Raw genomic sequence first — 18,577 nt, 5'->3', positions numbered from 1 at the left:
AAAGGGGAAGAGCCGGACACCGCATGGCGGCTGGCTTTTCACTTGTACTTTCCGTTGAACTTTCGAATACTTTATATTATAGTGGACAATGGAGGACTATTAGAGGAGGAATTCATATATGGCTAAGTATACATGGGTGGAAAAAGACACCTGCATTGCGTGCGGAGCTTGCGGCGCAACTGCTCCAGATATTTACGACTACGATGATGAGGGTATTGCGGAAGTGATTTACGAAAACGACGGTAACCACGGCGTGACCGAAATTCCGGAAGATCTGTACGACGATCTGCAGGATGCGCAAGACGGCTGCCCGACCGATTCGATCAAAGTGGCCGATACTCCTTTCAATATGTAAGATTTCTTTCTTTATACAAATAAAGCCTTGTTTCCCTATCGGAAACAGGGCTTTTTTGTCTATTGTTGTCGGATTAACTCGGATTGCCCCGGATAAAAGAAAATAAGAGAGAAAAACCGACGCGATTTGAACGAAATTCAACAGAGCAGCTTCTCCTGCCGATAAAAGGAAAAGAAACACCGGTAATCCTTGAAGCAGGCGGTGAAAAAAGTGAGCACAGAAAAACCGGACGAGAAACTGGCCCGATTTTTGCGGCACAATCCCATTGAAGACCGGGTTTATCTGAAGGAATACGTCCGGGATCATCCGGACCAGCGGATGGCGTGGTATTTGCTCGGCAGGGAGTATGCGGCCCGGGGAGACCGGGGGAAAGCCGCTTACTGCTACGCGCAGTCCGGGGAAATCTATGAAGCGTTCGAGAAACGGAAAATAACCGTCGACTGGTCGGCGCTCGATTCCTCCGTTCCCTGGCCGCAGGAGCTGAAGACGGCGGCCAAGCGAAGCCGCCGCAGGAAAGCCGCGCTTACGGCCGCCCTGCTGGCGCTGATCGCGCTGCTGCCCGCTCCGTCGGGACCGGCAGCGGGAGACGGACGCCCCGGCGGAAGCGTCGCCGCCCCGGCGGACCTCCCGGCGGCGGAAGGGGGTCTCCGCGTCTACCTGGCGGCGGAGAAGCAGACGTCCGCGAGCGGAGCGCTCGAACGGATGCTGCTGCGCGACAGGCCGGCAGGCGGCGAAGCCGTCCTCCTGTCCGCACAGGGCGCGGACGGACCGGGCGGCGGCTGGATCGCCTGGCACAGGCCGCTGAAGCCGCTCCTGTCGGTCGCAAGCGGCGGGCCCGGCGAAGCGGCGGCGATCGCCTATTTCGACGCCGCCGCATGCAACTGCCGCCCGGACGATCCGGGCCGCTTCGCGGAGCCGGCGGGAGCCTGGCGGCAGCGCCAGGAGCAGCTCCTCGTGCTCCGATCGGCGCTGGAGGCTTACCGCGCGGCAAGCGGGAAGCTGCCGGAGCGTCCGGAGGAGCTGCTACGGCCGTATCCCGACAACGTCATGTCGGGATTGACGCCGTACATGCGGGAAGCGTTCCCGCTTGTACGGGAGGCGGCCGCCGCGGGCGCGAACGGGCAGGCCGCAGCCGGGACAGGCGGCGCGGACACGCCCCCCGGCGCCAAGCCGTCCGCCGCTTCCGCGGCCGCGGAGGAGGCGCTCAGCGAGCCGCTGGCGATCCTCATCGACACCAAGCTGCACCGGCTGGCGCTGGTGAGCGGACGGACCGTCGTGAGGAGCTACGAGGTCGGTCTCGGGGGGGCGCGGACCCCGCTCGGCGAATTCGCCGTGTCCGAGAAAGTCCGCAATCCCAAGGGACGGACGAAAGGCGAGTTCGGCACGCGCGGGATGACGCTCTCCGATACGGACTATGCGATCCACGGGACCAGACACCCCTCCTCGATCGGCAAGGACGAATCGCTGGGCTGTATCCGGATGAGGCAGGAAGATGTGGAGGAGCTGTTCGACATGGCTCCGAAAGGCACGAAGGTCACCATAGGAAGCGGGCTGCTCCCGGCGGGGCTCGTCGGTGACGGGCCCGGCGGCGGCGGCGCATCCGGGGCCGGATTTGGCCCGAAGGGAGCTTTTAAGCTTCCTTCGGAGGTACAGGAGACCAATCCCGGTAAAGTATACCGCTGGCTGGATTAAATTCCCCGTCCGTTAAGGACGGGATGCGAGAGCGCCTTCCCTGCTATGTGCGGGGCGGGCGCTCTTTTTACTGCCGCTCAGAGACTTTTCCGTCTGACGCGTTACGAGACGAAGGCCTGCCGTTTAAATTCGTTTTTTAAAACCGATTAAAACGATCCGGTTTATCGTAATAGGTTCTGTCGCAAGAACCGGTCAAAATAAGCAAACATTTGTACGGAATTCATGATAAGGCGAACATTTTTTGTGTTATAATATATTTCGTTCGTGTTTAATGTGGATTAAAGGGGATTATACGTCCCGATCACGGGGCTCTGTACGGATAAAAATCTTTGCATTCTCGCGTGGAACGCGATAAACTGACAGATGAGAGTACTGAGGAACGGAGTGTCAACTGCATGGTATACAAGAAAATCGCTAAGCCGGTCCTGTTTCGCATGGACGCGGAGAAGGCTCACCATTTGATTATTAACGGACTTAAAACGGCTGCCAAGATCCCGGGAATGTCGTCCGTTATCGGCGCCGCATGGGGGTTCGGCCACGCCCCCGAACTTCATAGCACGCTCTGGGGAATCGCGTTCCCGAATCCGGTGGGACTTGCCGCCGGACTGGATAAGAATGCCCAGGCGGTGGAAGGTTTCTCCCGGATGGGTTTCGGTTTTATGGAAGTGGGGACCGTTACCCCCAAACCGCAGAGCGGCAACGACAAGCCGCGGCTTTTCCGGCTTCCGGAGGATGAAGCCCTGATCAACCGGATGGGCTTCAACAACGTCGGCGCGGAGGCGATGGCGCAAAATTTAAGCCGCCTCGGCAGCCGTCCGGTCCCCGTGGCCGTCAACATCGGCAAGAACAAAACGACGCCCAACGAGCAGGCGGAAGAAGATTACCGCTCCTGCATCCAAACTTTGTACGGGCACGGCGACTTTTTCGTGGTCAATATCTCTTCACCGAATACTCCCGATCTGCGTAATTTGCAGCATGGCAATGATTTGCAGAGATTGCTTCATGCGGTCGTGGGCGAGATGAAGATTCAGCACGAGCGGACCGGCGGCGCGGCCAAGCCGGTTCTCGTCAAAATTGCGCCCGACCTGACCGACACCGAGCTGGAAAATACGATTGCCGTCATCGGCGGAAGCGGGGTTTCCGGGATTATCGTTTCGAATACGACGCTTGGACGCGACGGATTAAGTCATCCCAACCGGGATCAGGCAGGGGGCCTGAGCGGACGTCCGCTGACATCCCGTTCGACCGAGCTTATTTCGCGCGTGTACCGAATGACGGAAGGACGCATCCCGATTATCGGGTCCGGCGGAATTTTCACCGCGCAGGATGCCTATGACAAAATCCGTGCGGGAGCGAGCCTCGTCGAGGTGTATACGGCGCTTATATACGAAGGCCCGGGCCTTTTGAAGAAATTGAATGAAGGTTTGTCGACCCTGCTTAAAAAAGACGGCTTTACCCATATTTCCGAGGCGATCGGGGCAGATCAACGTCGACTTTGACCGGAAGTGGAGGCAGTTCTTATGGATGGAAGGGATTGGAAAAAATTTCTGTTTCCTTATGAACAGACCGTAGAAGAACTCAAAATTAAATTCAAAACGCTTCGGGCGGAACTCAAAAACCGCGAGGAATATTCTCCGATCGAATTCGTGACCGGGCGTGTCAAAAAAATCTCGAGCATTTTGGATAAAGCCAAGAAGTTGAACGTATCCATGGACGATCTCGAAACCGGTATCGAAGATATTGCGGGCATCCGCATCATGTGCCAGTTCGTTGAAGATATCGAAACTTTGCGCGAGCTGATCCACCAACGTAAGGATATGAAAGTGCTCTACGAGAAAGATTATATCGCCAACAAGAAGGAAAGCGGCTATCGCAGCTTTCATATGATTATCGAATACCCGGTACAGACTTCTCTGGGGATGAAAAAGGTGCTCGGCGAAATTCAGCTGCGTACGCTGGCGATGAATTTCTGGGCGACTATCGAGCATTCCCTGAATTATAAATACAAGGAAAGCATGCTGCCGGAGGAGGTCCGCACGAGACTGAGCCGGGCGGCGGAAGCCGCTTACCTGCTGGATCAGGAAATGTCCAATATCCGCGGGGAAATCGTGGAAGCGCAGAAGCTGTTCGAAGACAATTCGAATCTGGTTACCGTCATTCTGAACTGCATCCAGGTGCTGTACTTCTATCATCGCGTCCGGGAAGCCGTCCAGTTCCAGATGCGCTTCAACGAAATTTTCGAAAAGGACGATACACGGGCCATGCGAGAGCTCCAGGAGGAAATCCAGGAAGCCATCAAACGGGCGAAAAAAGGGGCGCGCTGATTTGCGTCCTTACGATCCTCTGTACCTCGCTTTTTTATACGAGTTCAATGTAAACCGGGACTATTACGAATGCCATGAAGTGATGGAGACCCTCTGGCTGGAAGAAGGCCGGAAGCCGTTTTACCAGGGGCTGCTGCAGATTGCCGTCGGGCTGTATCATCATCTTAACGCTAACGTATCGGGAGCCGTTAAATTGATGGAATCGGGGATCGCGAAGCTGCAGGGGTACCCGGACAGGCTGCTCGGAATAAACGTGGCTCTGCTGCTGCGGGATGCGGAGGCGTATCTGGTCAAGCTCCGGAATATCGGGGTGCGGCCTTTCGAGCCTTATCCGCTGGAAATTCGCATCGTGGATGAGAACCTGGCGGGACAGGTCCGGCAAATTCAAGGCGAGCGGCGGACCGAATCATAAGACGGAACGGCAGGGAAGGAACCGGCAGGCATAAGGCCCTGCCGGTTTTTTTTGCAGGCAGGGGCAGGGACAAGAGACAAGAGATAAGAGCGGGCGGGAAAACGGTGTTCGCCTGTACAATACGGTACATAAGAATAAGATGAGGGAGTGGCAGGAATGGCGGATTATCAAAGCAGGTCTTTATCACCGGACGATTTGGACGTTATTTGCGGGCTGCCGCAGCATGCGGGCGAGCTCTTTTACATGTATCCGAAAGGCGAATATCCGCTAACGCCGGAGCAGATTCGCGAAACGCTGAAAACACGGCTGTGCCCGACCGTTATAACGGCCGAAGGCGGGGAAATTGCCGCTTACGCCAATTTGTACGGCTGCGTACGGGAGAAGGAATGCTGGCTCGGAAACGTGATTGTGGCGCCCGAATACCGGGGGAAAGGGGCATCCTCTTATCTGATCCGGACGATGATGGACAGGGCGAAGCGGGAGCTCGGTGTTCCGTTTCTGAATCTCGTCTGTCACAACACGAATACGCCCGCGCTGCTGCTGTATGCGAAGCTCGGCTTCTGTCCTTTTGACGTGTCGGAGAAGACGGGACCGGACGGACAGCGTCTGGCCGGCATTCATATGCGCGTCTCTCTTTGAGGAAGTGATTCGGGGCGAGAAGCGGGTCCCCCGCAGCCGGTGCGGGAAGCAGGCAGCCGGGAATAAGGCGAACGATAAAAAGGCCGTGAATGTCACGGCCTTTTCGTTGTACCTGCGGAATGGGCGTCAGGCATTATAGTTGAACGGGCGCATACTCGAAGCTGGACGCGGTGATAGATTGTCAAACGCGGCGGCTTTTTGCTGCTCAACATTCCCTTCACGCATCCAGCCCCCGTTCCGGCTGCCGGGAAGTTTTGCGGGGAGACGCCGGCAGGCATACGCCGACTACTCCGGCAATCATAAGGGCGGCTCCGATCAAATGGAAATAGGCCAGTTTCTCATGCAGGATGATGACGCCGGCCGTCATGGTCACGATCGTTGCCAACTGGTTGAAAATGCTGATTTTGAACGCCTCCATTTTGGAAAGGGCGTAATTGGACAGAAATGAACTCGCAAGGGAGGACAGCACACCCAGAAAAAGGACCGAGACGATGAACGAAAGGTCGCCGAAAGGTTCGAAATAGAAAGGAAGCGTGCCTTGGACGGTGCGGCGGATGACCGCAAATCCGTTGAACGCGATGAAGCCGAAAAGCAGCGAAACAAACGTCAAGTCGAGCGGCGTATAGTTCCGGCTTAATTTTCTCGCGAGCACGCTGTATCCGGCGGAGGAAAGAGCGGAGAGCAGGATCAGGAACAGTCCGGCTCCGTTCATCGTACGAAAGTCCAGTCCCTTCATGGCGAAAATATAAACACCGCCTGCCACAGAGAGGGCGATGAACAGATTTTGCCGCAGGCCGGTCCGTTCCTTCAGCACAACCGAAGCGAGCATCATAGTGAAAACGGGGGCTGCGGCTTGAATGATTCCCGCCTCGGAAGCCGACGCTTGTACCAGGCCGAAGGTCTGGAAAGCAAAAAACAGAACGGGATACAGCACGGCCATCGGCAGGATGGCTAAATAATCCCGCTTCCTGATGTTCAGCCGGGTTCTGCTGAAGGCGAGGAAGAGGAGCAGCGCGGCCAGGGAAATCGTAAACCTGTGCGCCAGGAGGTCGAACGGCCCTGTGGAAACGAGGGCGGTTTTTACGAATATGAACGAGAAGCCGATGATCAAGGCGTATAGTACGGCGGATAGGTAAGCTTTGGTAAGAGGTGCTGCTTTCATGGCGATCTATTCCTTTGAGCCTGCATGCAAAGCGGTTTATTAAGGTCCTTGCCTAGATTTTAAGGGGACGGGCGCCTGTGCTACAATAGGAGAAAACGTTAACTGTACCGGTACAGATTGGCCGGAGAGGTGAAATTCATGCACAAATATGAAGGAATTTTAACCGATCTGGAGCAGCAGATCGCGGACCGCCGCTACAAGGAGGGCAGCAAACTACCCTCCATCCGGCAGTTGTCGGAAAGCTACGGGGTTAACAAAAGCACCGTTATCCGGGCAATGGAGGAATTGGAGAGCAGGCATCTGGTCTATTCCATCGCCAAGAGCGGGTACTACGTCGTCCAATCGTCGTCGGATACCTCCCCGGACTCGCCGGATGTCATCGACTTTGCCGTCTCCGCTCCGGACCCGGCCTTTTTTCCTTATCTGGATTTCCAGCACTGTATGAACAAAGCGATCGATACGTACAAAAACGATTTGTTTGTGTACGGCACTCCTCAAGGCCTGCCCGCACTGCTCGTGATGATGCAGAAGCTGCTTGCGGATTATCAGGTGTTTACGCGCGTCAGCAGCCTCTTTGTCGTGTCCGGGGTGCAGCAGGCGCTGGCCATTCTGGCCGGGCTTCCTTTTCCGAACGGGAAAACGAAGGTGCTGATCGAGCAGCCCGGCTATCACCTGTTCATCGAACAGCTCGTGACTCACGGAGTCCCGGTCATGGGAATCCGGCGTTCGCGGGAAGGGATCGATCTGGACGAACTGGAGCGGATTTTCCGCACGGAGCCGATCAAGTTCTTTTATACGATCCCGAGGTTTCATGCCCCGCTCGGGTGCTCTTACCGCACGGATGTGAAGAAGAAAATCGCGGCCCTTGCCCGCAAGTACGATGTCTACGTGGTGGAAGACGACTATCTGGCCGACTTGGAGCCGGACGGGAAAGCCGATCCGGTCCATGCTTACGATGAGGGGGGGCGCGTGATTTATTTGAAAAGTTTCTCCAAAATCATGTTCCCCGGCCTTCGCATCGGTATTGCGGTCATTCCCGGCAGTCTTGTGGACCTCTTCAGCCTGTATAAGCGCATCGCCGACATTGACAGCTCGATGATTTCCCAAGGCGCGCTGGAGATTTACCTGAAAAGCGGGATGTTCGAACGGCACAAGCATAAAATCAAGGCCGCCTACGCGACCAGGTCGTTGCTTCTCCGGCAAATGCTTGCGGAGTATGGGCCGCTTGCCGGCGGCGCAGTACAAGGGGCTATGGACAGCGAAGAGCTCTCTCCCGTCCATACTCACCTTATGCTGAGCCCGTCTGTATCCCAGCCGGAGCTGGCCAGGCGGCTGCGTAAAAAATCGGTGGTGATCGAACCGATCGACAAGCACTATCTACCGGGCTTTCCCCGGGACAATTATTTGAAGCTGAATGTCTCCCAAGTCGGGGACGAACAAATCCAGAGGGGAGTCCGGCTTCTTATGGAGGAGTTGGGACGATGCGGAGACCGCTGAAGCCTCGAGGGAAGGCGGTTGGACAAATAACGGAGGCTGCTCCAAGCGGCCTGCCGTTTTTTTTATGGGCAAAATCGGATTGACAACATTGTATATAGTGTATATAGTATACATATACAATATGAACAATGATAACGCGAAGCGGGTGAACTATGAACATTATTCTTTCGCAGAGTTCAGGCGAGCCGATCTACGAGCAGATCAGACAGCAGATTCAGCGACAAATTCTGCAGGGAGAGCTGCTTCCGGGAGAAAGCCTGCCGTCGATCCGGCAGCTGGCCAAAGATTTGCAAATCAGCGTGATCACGACCAAGAGAGCTTACGAGGAGCTGGAGAAGGAAGGGCTGATCGACTCGGTCGTCGGTAAAGGTTCCTTCGTCTCCGGTCTGAATCGGGAATATATCCGGGAACAGCAGCTGAAGCAGTTTGAAGCGAAATTGTCGGAAGCCGTCCGGGAAGCTAGGCAGTTGGGAATAACCGTGGATGAAACGATCGAAACCGTCAAAGCGCTGTATGAAGAGGAGGAAGACATCCGATGAACGCCGTGGAGTTTAAGCATATTTCCAAAGCCTATTCAAACTTCAACATTCAAGACCTGTCCTTTGCGGTTCCGAAAGGATACATTACAGGACTGATCGGTCCTAACGGTGCGGGCAAAAGCACCCTGATCAAGATTTTGCTCCATCTCGCTATTCCGGAGCAGGGACGTGTCTTCATAGAAGGAATGGAGATGCCGATACGGGAGAAGGAGATCAAGGAAAGGATCGGTTTCGTATCGGACGAAAGTCATTTCTACGAGCATTTGACTGTCCGCCAGACCGGAAGGCTGCTCGCTTCTTTTTACCGGAATTGGAACGAGGAGCAGTTTCAAACCTATCTGGAGCGGTTCGAGCTTCCGGCCGGGAAGAAGATTTCGGACTTATCCAAAGGCATGAAGATGAAATTCGGTCTGGCTGCGGCTCTGTCCCACGGGGCCAAGCTCCTCGTGATGGACGAACCGACGGCAGGACTCGATCCCGTCTTCCGGCGCGAACTGCTCGATCTGCTGGCGGATCTGATGCAGGATGAGCAGCATACGATTCTGTTCTCCACCCACATTACGACGGACTTGGACCGCGTCGCGGATTACATCGCCTTCATGAACCGGGGAAAGCTCGTTTTCAGCGAGAGCAAGGAGAACGTTCAGGAACGGTACGCGATCGTCAAAGGCGGGACGGAGCTTCTGGATGCGGACATCCGCAAGCAGTTCGTTTCCGTCCGGGAAACGTCCGTAGGCTTCGAAGGCCTTGTTTACAACCGGCCGCAGGCCGAGAAGTTGTTCGGAGGCTACGCGGTCATCGAGCCCGCGACGCTGGAAGATATTATGGTCTATACGGTCAAAGGAGGGTACAGCCATGGTGGCACTGCTTAGCAAAGATTTTCGCGTGATGAGAAAAGAGCTCTGGTGGATGGCCGCCTATGTGGTTTTCTTTGCCATCTCGTTCTCCAATTCCCGGATGGGCGGTGTAGTGGTCCAGCTTGTTCCCTCCATCATGCTCTTATTTATTTCCGCGAATCATGACGTGAAGAACCGAAATTTCATCCTGCTGGGCAGCCTTCCCGTGCGGCGTTCGGATATCGTGGGCGCCAGGTATGTGAGCGTGCTCCTGTTCGGTATACTGGGAACGGGGATCGGTTTTATCGTAAGCACGGTAACGTCGATGATACGAGGGACGGGCGGCGCATCCGCCTTCTCCTGGGGAACCTCAGGGCTTCTCGGCGTCATGCTGCTCGTGTATGCGGCGATCTACCTTCCGCTGCATTACTGGCTGGGAGACAAGTACCTGCAGGTAATCAGCGTCATCATGATGATCCTGCTGTTCGCGTCGACTTCCATGCTGGGCTTCATTGTAGGAGCGACGGACAAATGGGGGCTTCCTTCCCCGACGGCGGTCGCGGTTATCGCGGCGGGGGGAGCGGCGGCATTTCTCGTTTCTTATCTGATTTCACTCGGAATCATGAAAAAGAAAGATTTTTGACCCGCAGTCCTCCAAGTGCCAACACAATAATAAAAGCAGCGGATAAGCTCCGCTGCTTCTTTATATTATTTGCCGTTATGTTTGAGGAAAAATTCTTTGAACTTCGCAGGCGTATTGCCTTCGGTTCCGCCGTTTTCCGGCACGCCGCCGACCATGCGTTCTACCTCTACGCCGTCTTTGTAGTATACGAGTGTAGGCGTGAATTCAATGTTGTATTTTTTCCAGCCGTCCTGGAATTCAAGCAGGTTAAACTGCTTCACGTCGATGCCAAGCTCTTTTTGCAGCGGGACAAGGACGGGAGTCGTTACTTTGCAGTGCGGACAATCGGCGCCGTAGTAGTACAGGAAGAAGCTTTCTTTGTTCGCGATGCGTTTGTCAAGCTCTTCGGGTTTGATCAGGTTCTGGTAGTTCGGGTCTTCGAGCAGTTTCTGTGTGGCCGGTTTCAGCTTGGAAGCGGATACGCCGTAAAGCTTGTTGGCCGCTTCGTCATTGCCCTTGTTGGAAGATTTCGTGACCACGAAGATCGCGGCGAAAAGGACAACGATAATGCCTAAGTAAATCGCTAATTTTTTCATAATTCACTCCTTAAGTGGTTACTTGTTTAGCTAGAATAATTTCGAGACGAAAGAGCGCAAATCCTGCTTGTTCTTCGTGAAAAAGTGAGAAAATCGTGAAAGATTGCCTGTTTTTTTGTCGGACCGAAGGTGCAAGCAGGCACGGAATAGTCTATAATACGGGGAGCCGCACTAAATTCCGCCCGGTATGCTCAACACCAACGCTTCGACCGAATACCCCGATTCGCATAAAAGGCAGTCCACCTAACATGCCCTGGCCCCGGATCTCGGAGGCAAGAGGGCTTTTATTCATAGGGCGGAAAAGCAGGAAATAGAGGCAGGCTCCATAAAAGATTGGCCGGAAGGAGGCGGAAGCGCGATTAAAAGAAAAACACAACGGCTCGATAAGGTGCTCGCCCATCTCGGCTACGGTTCACGTTCCGATTTGAAAAAGACGGTCAAAAACGGCTTGATCGAAGTGAACGGCATCCGGGTCAAAGACAGCGGGATGCAGGTGGACCCGGAGCAGGACGAGATCACCGTAAGCGGAGAAAAGATCGTTTACCGGGAGTTCGTCTACCTTCTTCTGAATAAGCCGCAGGGCGTCGTTTCCGCTACGGAAGACAACCGGGACCGCACGGTCGTGGATCTGCTCGGCGAGGCTTATGCGCCCTTTGACGTATTTCCCGTCGGCAGGCTGGATAAAGATACGGAAGGGCTTCTGCTGCTAACGAACGACGGCAAACTGGCCCACAATCTGCTTTCTCCGCGCAAGCATGTGCCGAAGACTTACTACGCCAAGGTGGAAGGCTCAGCCGGAGAAGCCGACAAACAGGCGTTTGAGGCGGGCGTCGAGCTGGATGACGGGTACGTGACGATGCCGGCGCAGCTTCGCGTTCTGACATGCGATACAACCGCTGATCCGCCACGCTCGGAGATTGAGCTGACCATTCAGGAAGGAAAGTTTCACCAAGTGAAACGGATGTTCCAGGCAGTCGGCAAGCGGGTCGTTTATTTGAAGCGCATCTCGATGGGACCGCTCCAACTGGACCCGGCTCTGGGACTGGGCGAATACCGGGAACTGACCCGGGAGGAACTGGAGCTGCTCCAGGGCAAGCCTTCCTTGGATTCCGAGCCCGGTGTCGACAACGATCTACATAAATGAGACGAAGCTTAGGCAGCGTACACAAGGCAATGCACAAGACTGTGCATAAGACTGTGCAAAGGGCAAGAGAGACAATACCAGCTAATAACGGAGTGGAAAGGAGACCTGCCCCATGACTTACAAACTGATCGCCCTGGATGTTGACGGCACACTTCTGAACGACGACTATCTCCTTACCGAACGGACCCGGGAAACCGTACGCCGTGTGCACGAGCAGGGAAGCTCCATCGTGCTCTGCACGGGCCGCGGGCCCGCAAGCGCCATTCCGGTTCTGGAGGAACTGGGACTGGAAGGAACGGTCATTACGCACAACGGCGGCGCCACCGTTCAGTCTCCCGGGCTGGAACTGATTCATCAGTATGCGTTCCGGGTGAGCCAAATCGCCGCTATGATCGCATACTGCCGCGAGCATGAGGTGCACTTCGACGTGTGCGCCCCGTTTGATATGTACCTGGAGCGTTTAACCGAGGTCGAACAGGCCATGTACAAGAAGTTTTTCGTCACTCCGCATCTCGTTGCGGATGTTACGGCTTTGACGGTCCCGCTCGTCAAGTTTACGCTTTACAGCGCGGACCCGGCCGTCATGGACACGGTGGAGCGGGACTGGTCGCTTTCGCGGCTGTACGGCGATCTCCGCATGATCCGCAGCGGGGATCATTTTATCGACGTGATGCACGCCGATGCCACGAAGGGCAACGCACTGCGCAGTTTATGCGCAAGTCTCGACGTCCGTCCGGACGAGGTGCTTGCCATCGGCAACTACTTCAACGACCTGGAGATGATCTCCTTCGCGGGTCTCGGAATCGCGATGGCCAATTCTCCGGCAGGCGTTCTGGAGCAGGCGGACCAAATAACCGCATCCAACAATGAAGACGGCGTGGCGCAAGCGCTGGAAACGCACGTCTTGCAAACGGTCCGCCGGGATTGAGCGAATTGAACGAACATCCCGTGCGGTTCACTAAAAAAAGAAAAGGCGGTGCTGCCAATGGCTCGGTCCGGTAACACCGACAAAACGAAAGTCCTGCTGGCGATCATGGTCGTGACCTTCCTGTCTTCCATCGAAGGCACGATCGTGTCGACCGCCATTCCCCGTATCGTCGGCGATTTGGGCGGTCTGGACTTGATGAGCTGGGTTATATCCATTTACCTGCTCACCACGGCGGTTTCTACCCCGATATTCGGCAAGTTGTCCGATTTGTACGGACGCAAGAAAATTTTTATGATCGGAACCGGTTTGTTCCTGATCGGCTCGACCTTGTGCGGAATCGCGCAATCCATGGAAATGATGATCTTCTTCCGGGCGGTCCAGGGGATCGGCGCCGGCGCCATTCTTCCCGTTACGATGATTATCGTCGGAGACATTTACTCGTTCGAAGAACGCGCGAAAATCCAGGGCTGGATCAGCGGCATCTGGGGGCTTTCGGGCATTCTCGGGCCGCTGGCCGGCGGTCTGATGGTCGATTATGTGTCATGGAGATGGATTTTCTATTTTAACATTCCGTTCGGCATTATCTCCATGCTGCTGATTTCCGCCTATCTGCACGAAAATCTGGAGAAAACGAAGCGGCCGATCGATTATCCGGGCATTGTGACGTTCACGGTCAGCATGACGGCTCTGATCTATGCCCTGCTGAGCGGCGGGGTTCAGTATGCCTGGGGCTCGCCTGTCATTCTCGGTCTGCTGGTCGTCTCCGTCGTCTTCCTGTTTATTTTTATCGCCGTCGAAAAAAGATCGCCGGAGCCGATGCTGCCGCTTGACCTGTTTAAGGACCGGCTCCTTACGCTCATCAACTCGTCGGGCTTCATTCTCAGCGCCATCCTCGTGGCGGTCACGATCTATCTGCCGCTCTGGGTGCAGAGCGTGAACGGCGGCGGGGCGACCGGCTCGGGCTTCGCGCTGATCCCGCTGTCCATCTGCTGGACGGTCGGCGCAGCCCTGGCGGGAAGAGGCTTTGTCCGCCTCGGCGTAAGATCCGCCGTCCTCATCGGCGTGGGAGGAATTACGGCGGGTTCCGTCGCCTTGGCCCTAATGACGTCCGCAACCCCGGGGTGGGCGCTTGAAGTGTACACGGCGCTGTTCGGGATCGGCTTCGGCTTCGCCTTCACGGCGTACACGATCACGATGCAGTCCGCCGTAGGCTGGAAGCTGCGCGGAGCCGCCATGTCTTCGCATACGTTCATCCGTACGCTCGGCCAGACGCTGGGGATCGCGGTGTTCGGGATGCTGTACAACACCTCGCTGCATACGTATCAGCAGGCTCATCCCGATCAGGTCGGAGGCATCGATCTCAACAAAGCGCTGGACGCCCACGGACGTTCCGCGTTCTCGCCGGAAACGATGGCAGGCATCCGCGAGCTGTTCGCGTTCAGTCTCAGCCGCATCTTCTGGTCCCTGCTCGTTCTGGCGGCCATCGGCATCGTGCTCACGCTGCTTCTGCCGAAACGGTTCAAGGTCGAAGAGGAGCCGGAGCTGGCGGCGGAACCGGAGCCGTCCCGGCAGTCCTGACGGATTGAACGGAGGCAATTAACGCTGTATCCATGAAAAAAGGCTTACCCGTCCGCATTTGCAGACTCCGGGTAAGCCTTTTTTTGTTATGGGCCCGCCTCCCGGTTGTCACATATTACAAATAATATCAAATGAAACATGGTTTGAAAATTTGAGATAAAGCTAGTTTTAGATATTATGGACCTTTACAAATTCTAAACATTACATATATTTACATAATTGAAAATTAAAAATACAATGTATATGAAAATACCAAATGAAGGGAAGCCTATGAAAACTAAATCAATGTTAAAAAAAGTTTCGTTCAATGTCCTTGTGTCTACTGCTCTTATTAGTTCTATGGGTTCTACTGTTTCTGCAAATTCTAGCGATACAACAATTTCAGTTTTACCATCTCCCGTACAAATAGAAAGCAAACAGCTCACAGTTGATGATGTGGTTTCGAACCCGGCCTATAAAGATTTAAACTTTTCTAGCACACAGATTGAACTATATAAAAAAATAGAGGTTTTAAAGAAAAAGAATCCGAATTTGCTTTTGGACCAAGTAAATAAATTGTTTGATGAAACAGCGAAGCAGGAACAAACCTTTGGATATGAAGAAGCTAAATCTACTTGGCTTGAATTAACGCCTGCTGAAAAAGCTTTAGTTGTCTCTAACCCTGCGATAGCTTTAATTATTAATAGCTGTAAAGAAAAAGCATATTCATATACAGTTACTAATTATGGTAAAAGTGGACAAGGAGATGTTAGCGATGCATTCCGCCATGCTATATGGAATGCATTAATGTGTAAGTATGCAGGAAAGCAGTGGGCTTGGTCTTATGGAACAGCACATGAAAGTAAAGATGAAGCCTATTACAGTAAAATATTTGAAGATGGATACTCGGGAAGACAGCATAGTAATATGGATCTTCATAATAACGAGAAGGGAAGAGATACTTGGAATATCTTAACTGATAGTATACTATGGACATCGGATGGCGATTTGCAAAACAGAGTAATTGCAAAAATTAGGGCTGGAGAGATGGTTACATTACATGATTGATTAAATGAATATTGTGTAAAAGGAAAGCGACACCCCATGGGTTTCACTTTCCTTTTTATTCATGTATAGTAATATATATCTAGAAAATGGGAGGGAAAAGGATTTTATGAAAAAATCCCTGGTATTTTTCTTGTTGTTAGCCTGGGTAATGGTAGCGGTCAGCTGCAGCAAATTAAGCAATAAACCTATTCCTAATCCTGTGGCTAAAATAGAGGATAGCTCTATAATCATTCCTGTTGAGATCGTTTCTTTTAGTTGGGGAGCTAAAGACGGTTACGGGGTACCGTGGGAAGTTATGGATAATAAAGACGCCGTACCTGTTCCCAAAAAATCTTCTATTAATATTTCCTTTGATAAGACTCCAGAGAAAGTTCAATTTCGTCAAACCATTAATAAAGAAGAATTTAAAAACCTCGATATTCAATCGAATGAAATAACTGCTCCAGATAAAGAAGGCGTATATGTTTATTCTTTTTTAGTTAAATGGCCTGAAGGGTCTGTCGATTATGCAATAAAGGTACAGGTTCAGTAATCAGAGTTCACTTAATCAAATAATTTAGGAAAGGTCAGTTAACACCGACTTTTTTGCTTGGAGAATATTGGTTTCTTTGCAAGTGGAGTAATCAGAAGCTTACCCGTCCGCATCTGCAGACTCCGGGTAAGTCTTTTTTTGTTTTGGGCCCGCCTCCCGGTTGTCACATATATTTCCGGCGATCCGGGTACGCTAGGAGCAGAATCTTCCGGGTAAGCATTTTTGGCCTGGCCAGAATTTGCTGCATCGTCCGGAAATACCGATAAGGGAGGCAGAGCAAATGGCCCAGCTAGTACTAAGACCCGACCTGAAAACGGCGGGCGGAGAAGTGACGGAAATCTTGGTGGACGGCCGTTTTGCCGGAATTATCAGTTTGGTGTACCGCGAAGGGGACCGGATGACCGGGGGCATTCAGCTTGAGGATGCCGTACTGTCCCCTGCCGGCAAAAGAGAAGTGGACGCATTCGTGCGCAACCATATCCAATGGCTGGTCGATGCGATGAACATCCGGGAATGCGACGTTGTGCTGACGTATGGCAGCTATGACCATATCATCGGGACTCCGCTGCTTCCGGACGAATCCTCGGCGGTGGACTATGCGGACGATGAAACGACGGCGGAGTGGGTCGGTGACGAATCCGTATACGGAGACTACGAGGAAGATGAGCTCGATGACATCTCCATGGAAGAGGACGCTTACGACGCGGAACCGGATTACGAGCTGGTGCTTCTGGAAGATTCGCGCGGGCGGGTGGAGTACCAGCTTTTCGATCCGGGTTCCCGCCTGGTGGCGGAAGCGTCATGCCGGATCTACGGCAGCGAAGCCGTATGTATGCTCGACTGGGTATTCGACCCGCTTGAGGAAGAGATGGAGCTCGCATCGAACCTGATTGTCGCCGACTTTCAGGAAGAAGAGACCGAGAACTTTTTGTTCCACAGCCGTTTTGACGGGGAAATTGTGGATTCGATCGAAATCTCGCTGGAAGAGGCGGATGAGCTGAGCGAACTGGACAGCGGCGAAGAGGAATACTCGGTCATTCTGGCAAGGGATGACGGGGATACGTTGACCTATGAGATTTACGAGCAGGAATACGGCGGTATTCCGATCGGAACGGCCACTATTGACGTAAGCGAGGATCAGCTGACCGGCTTTATCGATTTCCGCCAAACCGACGATTCCCGCCAACGGCAGGAAATTGCCCGGCTGCTGATGGAGGAGCTGGACAAGGAGCAGGATTACGATTCGCTGCATCTGTCCATGCTTTACCGCAACAAGCTGATCGATGAACTGTTGTTCGAAAATGTTACGATTCAATAACACGATAAGGCGGAGCCGGGGCTCCGCGTTTTTTCCGTAAAAAAGAGCGGTCCAATTCGCCGGATGACGAAAAGGACCGCTCTTTTTGCTTTGTGCCGGGCTTTGGGAGAAAAGGGCAGGGAAAATTTCGGATAATTACTGGTTTTGATTAACCAGTTCTTTCAGCGTCTGAAGCGATTGAACGCCTACCATCGTTTTGACTTCGCCGCCGTTTTTGAACAGCTTCAAGGTAGGAATGCTCATCACGCCGAACTTCGAGGCCGTTTCCGGATTGTCGTCGACGTTGATCTTGGCGATCGTTACCGCTTCGCCGGCTTCTTCCGTCAGCTGGTCCAGGATCGGGCTCTGCATTTTGCAGGGACCGCACCACGGCGCCCAGAAATCGACGAGAACAAGGTTGTTGTTATCCAGCGTTTCTTGGAAAGTTTGATCGGATACATTTAGCAAAGACATAGGAATCCCTCCGTGTGTGAAATTTTAGGGTAAGACCAGGTTAGAACGAATTTTTAACGATAGCCTGCTCCAGGGGGAAGCGGCCCGACGCATAAGCCGGTTTCGCCGCTTTGCCGACGGAGATCAGCAGAGTGGGAATGTAGCGCTCCGGAATATTGAATTCCTGTACGAACGCGGCCGGATTGAAGCCGCCCATCGGGCACGTATCGTAGCCGAGCGCTTTCGCCGCGAGCATGAGCTGCATGGACGCGAACGAGGCGTTGCGGATCGCTTCATCGCGAGGAATGCTTCCGCCGCTTGCATAGGCGCCGTTAATTTGCGACACGAGCGTGTCTTTGATTTCCGGCGTCAAGAACCCGCTCTCAACGGCAGCGCCGTAGATCGTTTCGGCGTTCAAGTTCGCCTGCAGGTCGCCCAGGACGGCGACGACAAAGGAGCTTTCCACGACCTGCTTCTGGTTGCTTGCGATGGGGAGCAGACGCTGCTTGGCGGCAGGGTCGTCGATCACGAGGAATTTCCAGTGCTGCAGATTCCAGGAGGACGGCGCCTGGTTAGCCGCGTTCAGGATAAGCTCCTTATGCTCCTCGGGAAACACAAAATCCGGATCGTACGATTTTACGGAGTGGCGCTCCGCAATGACTTTCAGAGTTTCGGGAAAAAGCTGTTGGGTCATAAATATCCTCCTTTTGGCGGTTGGCAAAGTTATAGGTAATGTGTGCGGTTTTGCGGAAAACATGTCTCGTTTCCGGTAGTTCCGCGTAGTCAATTTTTTCAGGCCAAACGATTTCTCGGTCGTCGGGTAAAAAAAGCGGGCCGCCGGCCGTTCGGCAGAAAAGGGAGAACTCGGTCAGGCCCGCTGGCAGAAGGACGGATATCCGGGCATAACGGATGCCGTCTGGGTGG

The 18,577-nt window shown here is 53.7% G+C and carries 20 protein-coding genes; 16 read left to right on the top strand and 4 right to left on the bottom strand.

Annotation, left to right across the window (positions count from 1 at the left end; genetic code table 11):
* Positions 1-118: 118 nt before the first annotated feature.
* From AC2TF6_RS20290 to AC2TF6_RS20265, 6 genes are all read left to right on the top strand, one after another.
* Positions 119-355, top strand: a complete 237-nt coding sequence (locus tag AC2TF6_RS20290; protein ID WP_009674781.1) for a ferredoxin — start codon at positions 119-121, stop codon at positions 353-355.
* Positions 356-565: 210 nt separating this feature from the next.
* Positions 566-2,047 (top strand): L,D-transpeptidase, encoded by a 1,482-nt coding sequence (locus AC2TF6_RS20285; RefSeq protein ID WP_491308229.1) that lies wholly within the window; start codon positions 566-568, stop codon positions 2,045-2,047.
* 395 nt (positions 2,048-2,442) lie between these two features.
* A complete protein-coding gene (locus AC2TF6_RS20280; protein ID WP_491308228.1) occupies positions 2,443-3,546 on the top strand; it encodes a quinone-dependent dihydroorotate dehydrogenase in 1,104 nt (367 codons plus the stop codon).
* A 21-nt stretch (positions 3,547-3,567) separates the two neighbouring features.
* Positions 3,568-4,371: a GTP diphosphokinase gene (gene yjbM, locus AC2TF6_RS20275; RefSeq protein WP_009674739.1), complete on the top strand. Its 804-nt coding sequence runs from the start codon at positions 3,568-3,570 to the stop codon at positions 4,369-4,371.
* Between the two features lies 1 nt (position 4,372).
* Positions 4,373-4,783, top strand: a complete 411-nt coding sequence (locus AC2TF6_RS20270) for a DUF309 domain-containing protein (protein WP_491308227.1) — start codon at positions 4,373-4,375, stop codon at positions 4,781-4,783.
* Positions 4,784-4,939: 156 nt separating this feature from the next.
* Positions 4,940-5,422, top strand: coding sequence for a GNAT family N-acetyltransferase (locus AC2TF6_RS20265; RefSeq protein ID WP_491308226.1), 483 nt, complete (start codon positions 4,940-4,942; stop codon positions 5,420-5,422).
* Between the two features lie 217 nt (positions 5,423-5,639).
* Here AC2TF6_RS20265 and AC2TF6_RS20260 read toward each other — a convergent pair whose 3' ends face one another.
* Entirely contained in the window at positions 5,640-6,584 is a 945-nt protein-coding gene (locus tag AC2TF6_RS20260; protein WP_491308225.1) for a DMT family transporter, read from the bottom strand.
* 138 nt (positions 6,585-6,722) lie between these two features.
* On the opposite strand from AC2TF6_RS20260, the gene AC2TF6_RS20255 reads away from it, so the two are divergent.
* The 4 genes from AC2TF6_RS20255 to AC2TF6_RS20240 all read left to right on the top strand — a co-directional run bounded on the left by AC2TF6_RS20255 (position 6,723) and on the right by AC2TF6_RS20240 (position 10,099).
* Complete coding sequence (locus AC2TF6_RS20255) at positions 6,723-8,081, top strand: aminotransferase-like domain-containing protein (protein ID WP_491308224.1); 1,359 nt, start codon at positions 6,723-6,725, stop codon at positions 8,079-8,081.
* A gap of 152 nt (positions 8,082-8,233) precedes the next feature.
* Positions 8,234-8,620, top strand: coding sequence for a GntR family transcriptional regulator (locus AC2TF6_RS20250; protein ID WP_009674777.1), 387 nt, complete (start codon positions 8,234-8,236; stop codon positions 8,618-8,620).
* Complete coding sequence (locus tag AC2TF6_RS20245) at positions 8,617-9,492, top strand: ABC transporter ATP-binding protein (RefSeq protein ID WP_491308223.1); 876 nt, start codon at positions 8,617-8,619, stop codon at positions 9,490-9,492. The genes AC2TF6_RS20250 and AC2TF6_RS20245 overlap by 4 nt, the downstream gene beginning before the upstream one ends.
* Positions 9,476-10,099, top strand: coding sequence for an ABC-2 transporter permease (locus AC2TF6_RS20240; RefSeq protein ID WP_491308222.1), 624 nt, complete (start codon positions 9,476-9,478; stop codon positions 10,097-10,099). The genes AC2TF6_RS20245 and AC2TF6_RS20240 overlap by 17 nt, the downstream gene beginning before the upstream one ends.
* Positions 10,100-10,164: 65 nt before the next feature.
* Here AC2TF6_RS20240 and AC2TF6_RS20235 read toward each other — a convergent pair whose 3' ends face one another.
* On the bottom strand, positions 10,165-10,674 hold the full coding sequence (locus AC2TF6_RS20235) for a thioredoxin family protein (protein WP_218229563.1): 510 nt from the start codon (positions 10,672-10,674) through the stop codon (positions 10,165-10,167).
* A gap of 388 nt (positions 10,675-11,062) precedes the next feature.
* Between AC2TF6_RS20235 and AC2TF6_RS20230 the strand changes: the two genes are divergently transcribed.
* From AC2TF6_RS20230 to AC2TF6_RS20205, 6 genes are all read left to right on the top strand, one after another.
* Positions 11,063-11,818, top strand: coding sequence for a pseudouridine synthase (locus AC2TF6_RS20230; protein WP_491308221.1), 756 nt, complete (start codon positions 11,063-11,065; stop codon positions 11,816-11,818).
* A 112-nt stretch (positions 11,819-11,930) separates the two neighbouring features.
* On the top strand, positions 11,931-12,746 hold the full coding sequence (locus AC2TF6_RS20225) for a Cof-type HAD-IIB family hydrolase (RefSeq protein WP_218229565.1): 816 nt from the start codon (positions 11,931-11,933) through the stop codon (positions 12,744-12,746).
* A 57-nt stretch (positions 12,747-12,803) separates the two neighbouring features.
* Positions 12,804-14,324, top strand: coding sequence for an MDR family MFS transporter (locus tag AC2TF6_RS20220; RefSeq protein WP_009674737.1), 1,521 nt, complete (start codon positions 12,804-12,806; stop codon positions 14,322-14,324).
* A gap of 270 nt (positions 14,325-14,594) precedes the next feature.
* Positions 14,595-15,371 carry a DUF6973 domain-containing protein gene (locus AC2TF6_RS20215; RefSeq protein WP_491308220.1) on the top strand — a complete coding sequence of 259 codons (777 nt, stop codon included), beginning with the start codon at positions 14,595-14,597 and terminating at the stop codon, positions 15,369-15,371.
* 106 nt (positions 15,372-15,477) lie between these two features.
* The gene (locus AC2TF6_RS20210) at positions 15,478-15,903 is read left to right on the top strand and encodes a hypothetical protein (protein WP_491308219.1); all 426 of its coding nucleotides are present in this window, start codon (positions 15,478-15,480) and stop codon (positions 15,901-15,903) included.
* Between the two features lie 280 nt (positions 15,904-16,183).
* A complete protein-coding gene (locus AC2TF6_RS20205; protein WP_491308218.1) occupies positions 16,184-17,221 on the top strand; it encodes a hypothetical protein in 1,038 nt (345 codons plus the stop codon).
* A gap of 135 nt (positions 17,222-17,356) precedes the next feature.
* Here the strand turns inward: AC2TF6_RS20205 and trxA are convergent, their stop codons facing one another.
* Entirely contained in the window at positions 17,357-17,674 is a 318-nt protein-coding gene (trxA, locus tag AC2TF6_RS20200) for a thioredoxin (protein WP_009674789.1), read from the bottom strand.
* A 40-nt stretch (positions 17,675-17,714) separates the two neighbouring features.
* A complete protein-coding gene (locus AC2TF6_RS20195) occupies positions 17,715-18,347 on the bottom strand; it encodes a nitroreductase family protein (RefSeq protein WP_491308217.1) in 633 nt (210 codons plus the stop codon).
* Between the last annotated feature and the right edge of the window lie 230 nt (positions 18,348-18,577).

The organism is Paenibacillus sp. JNUCC 35, from assembly GCF_058269095.1.
The sequence above is the reverse complement of the archived record's forward strand: the minus strand, read 5'-3'. Positions and strand labels throughout refer to the sequence as shown.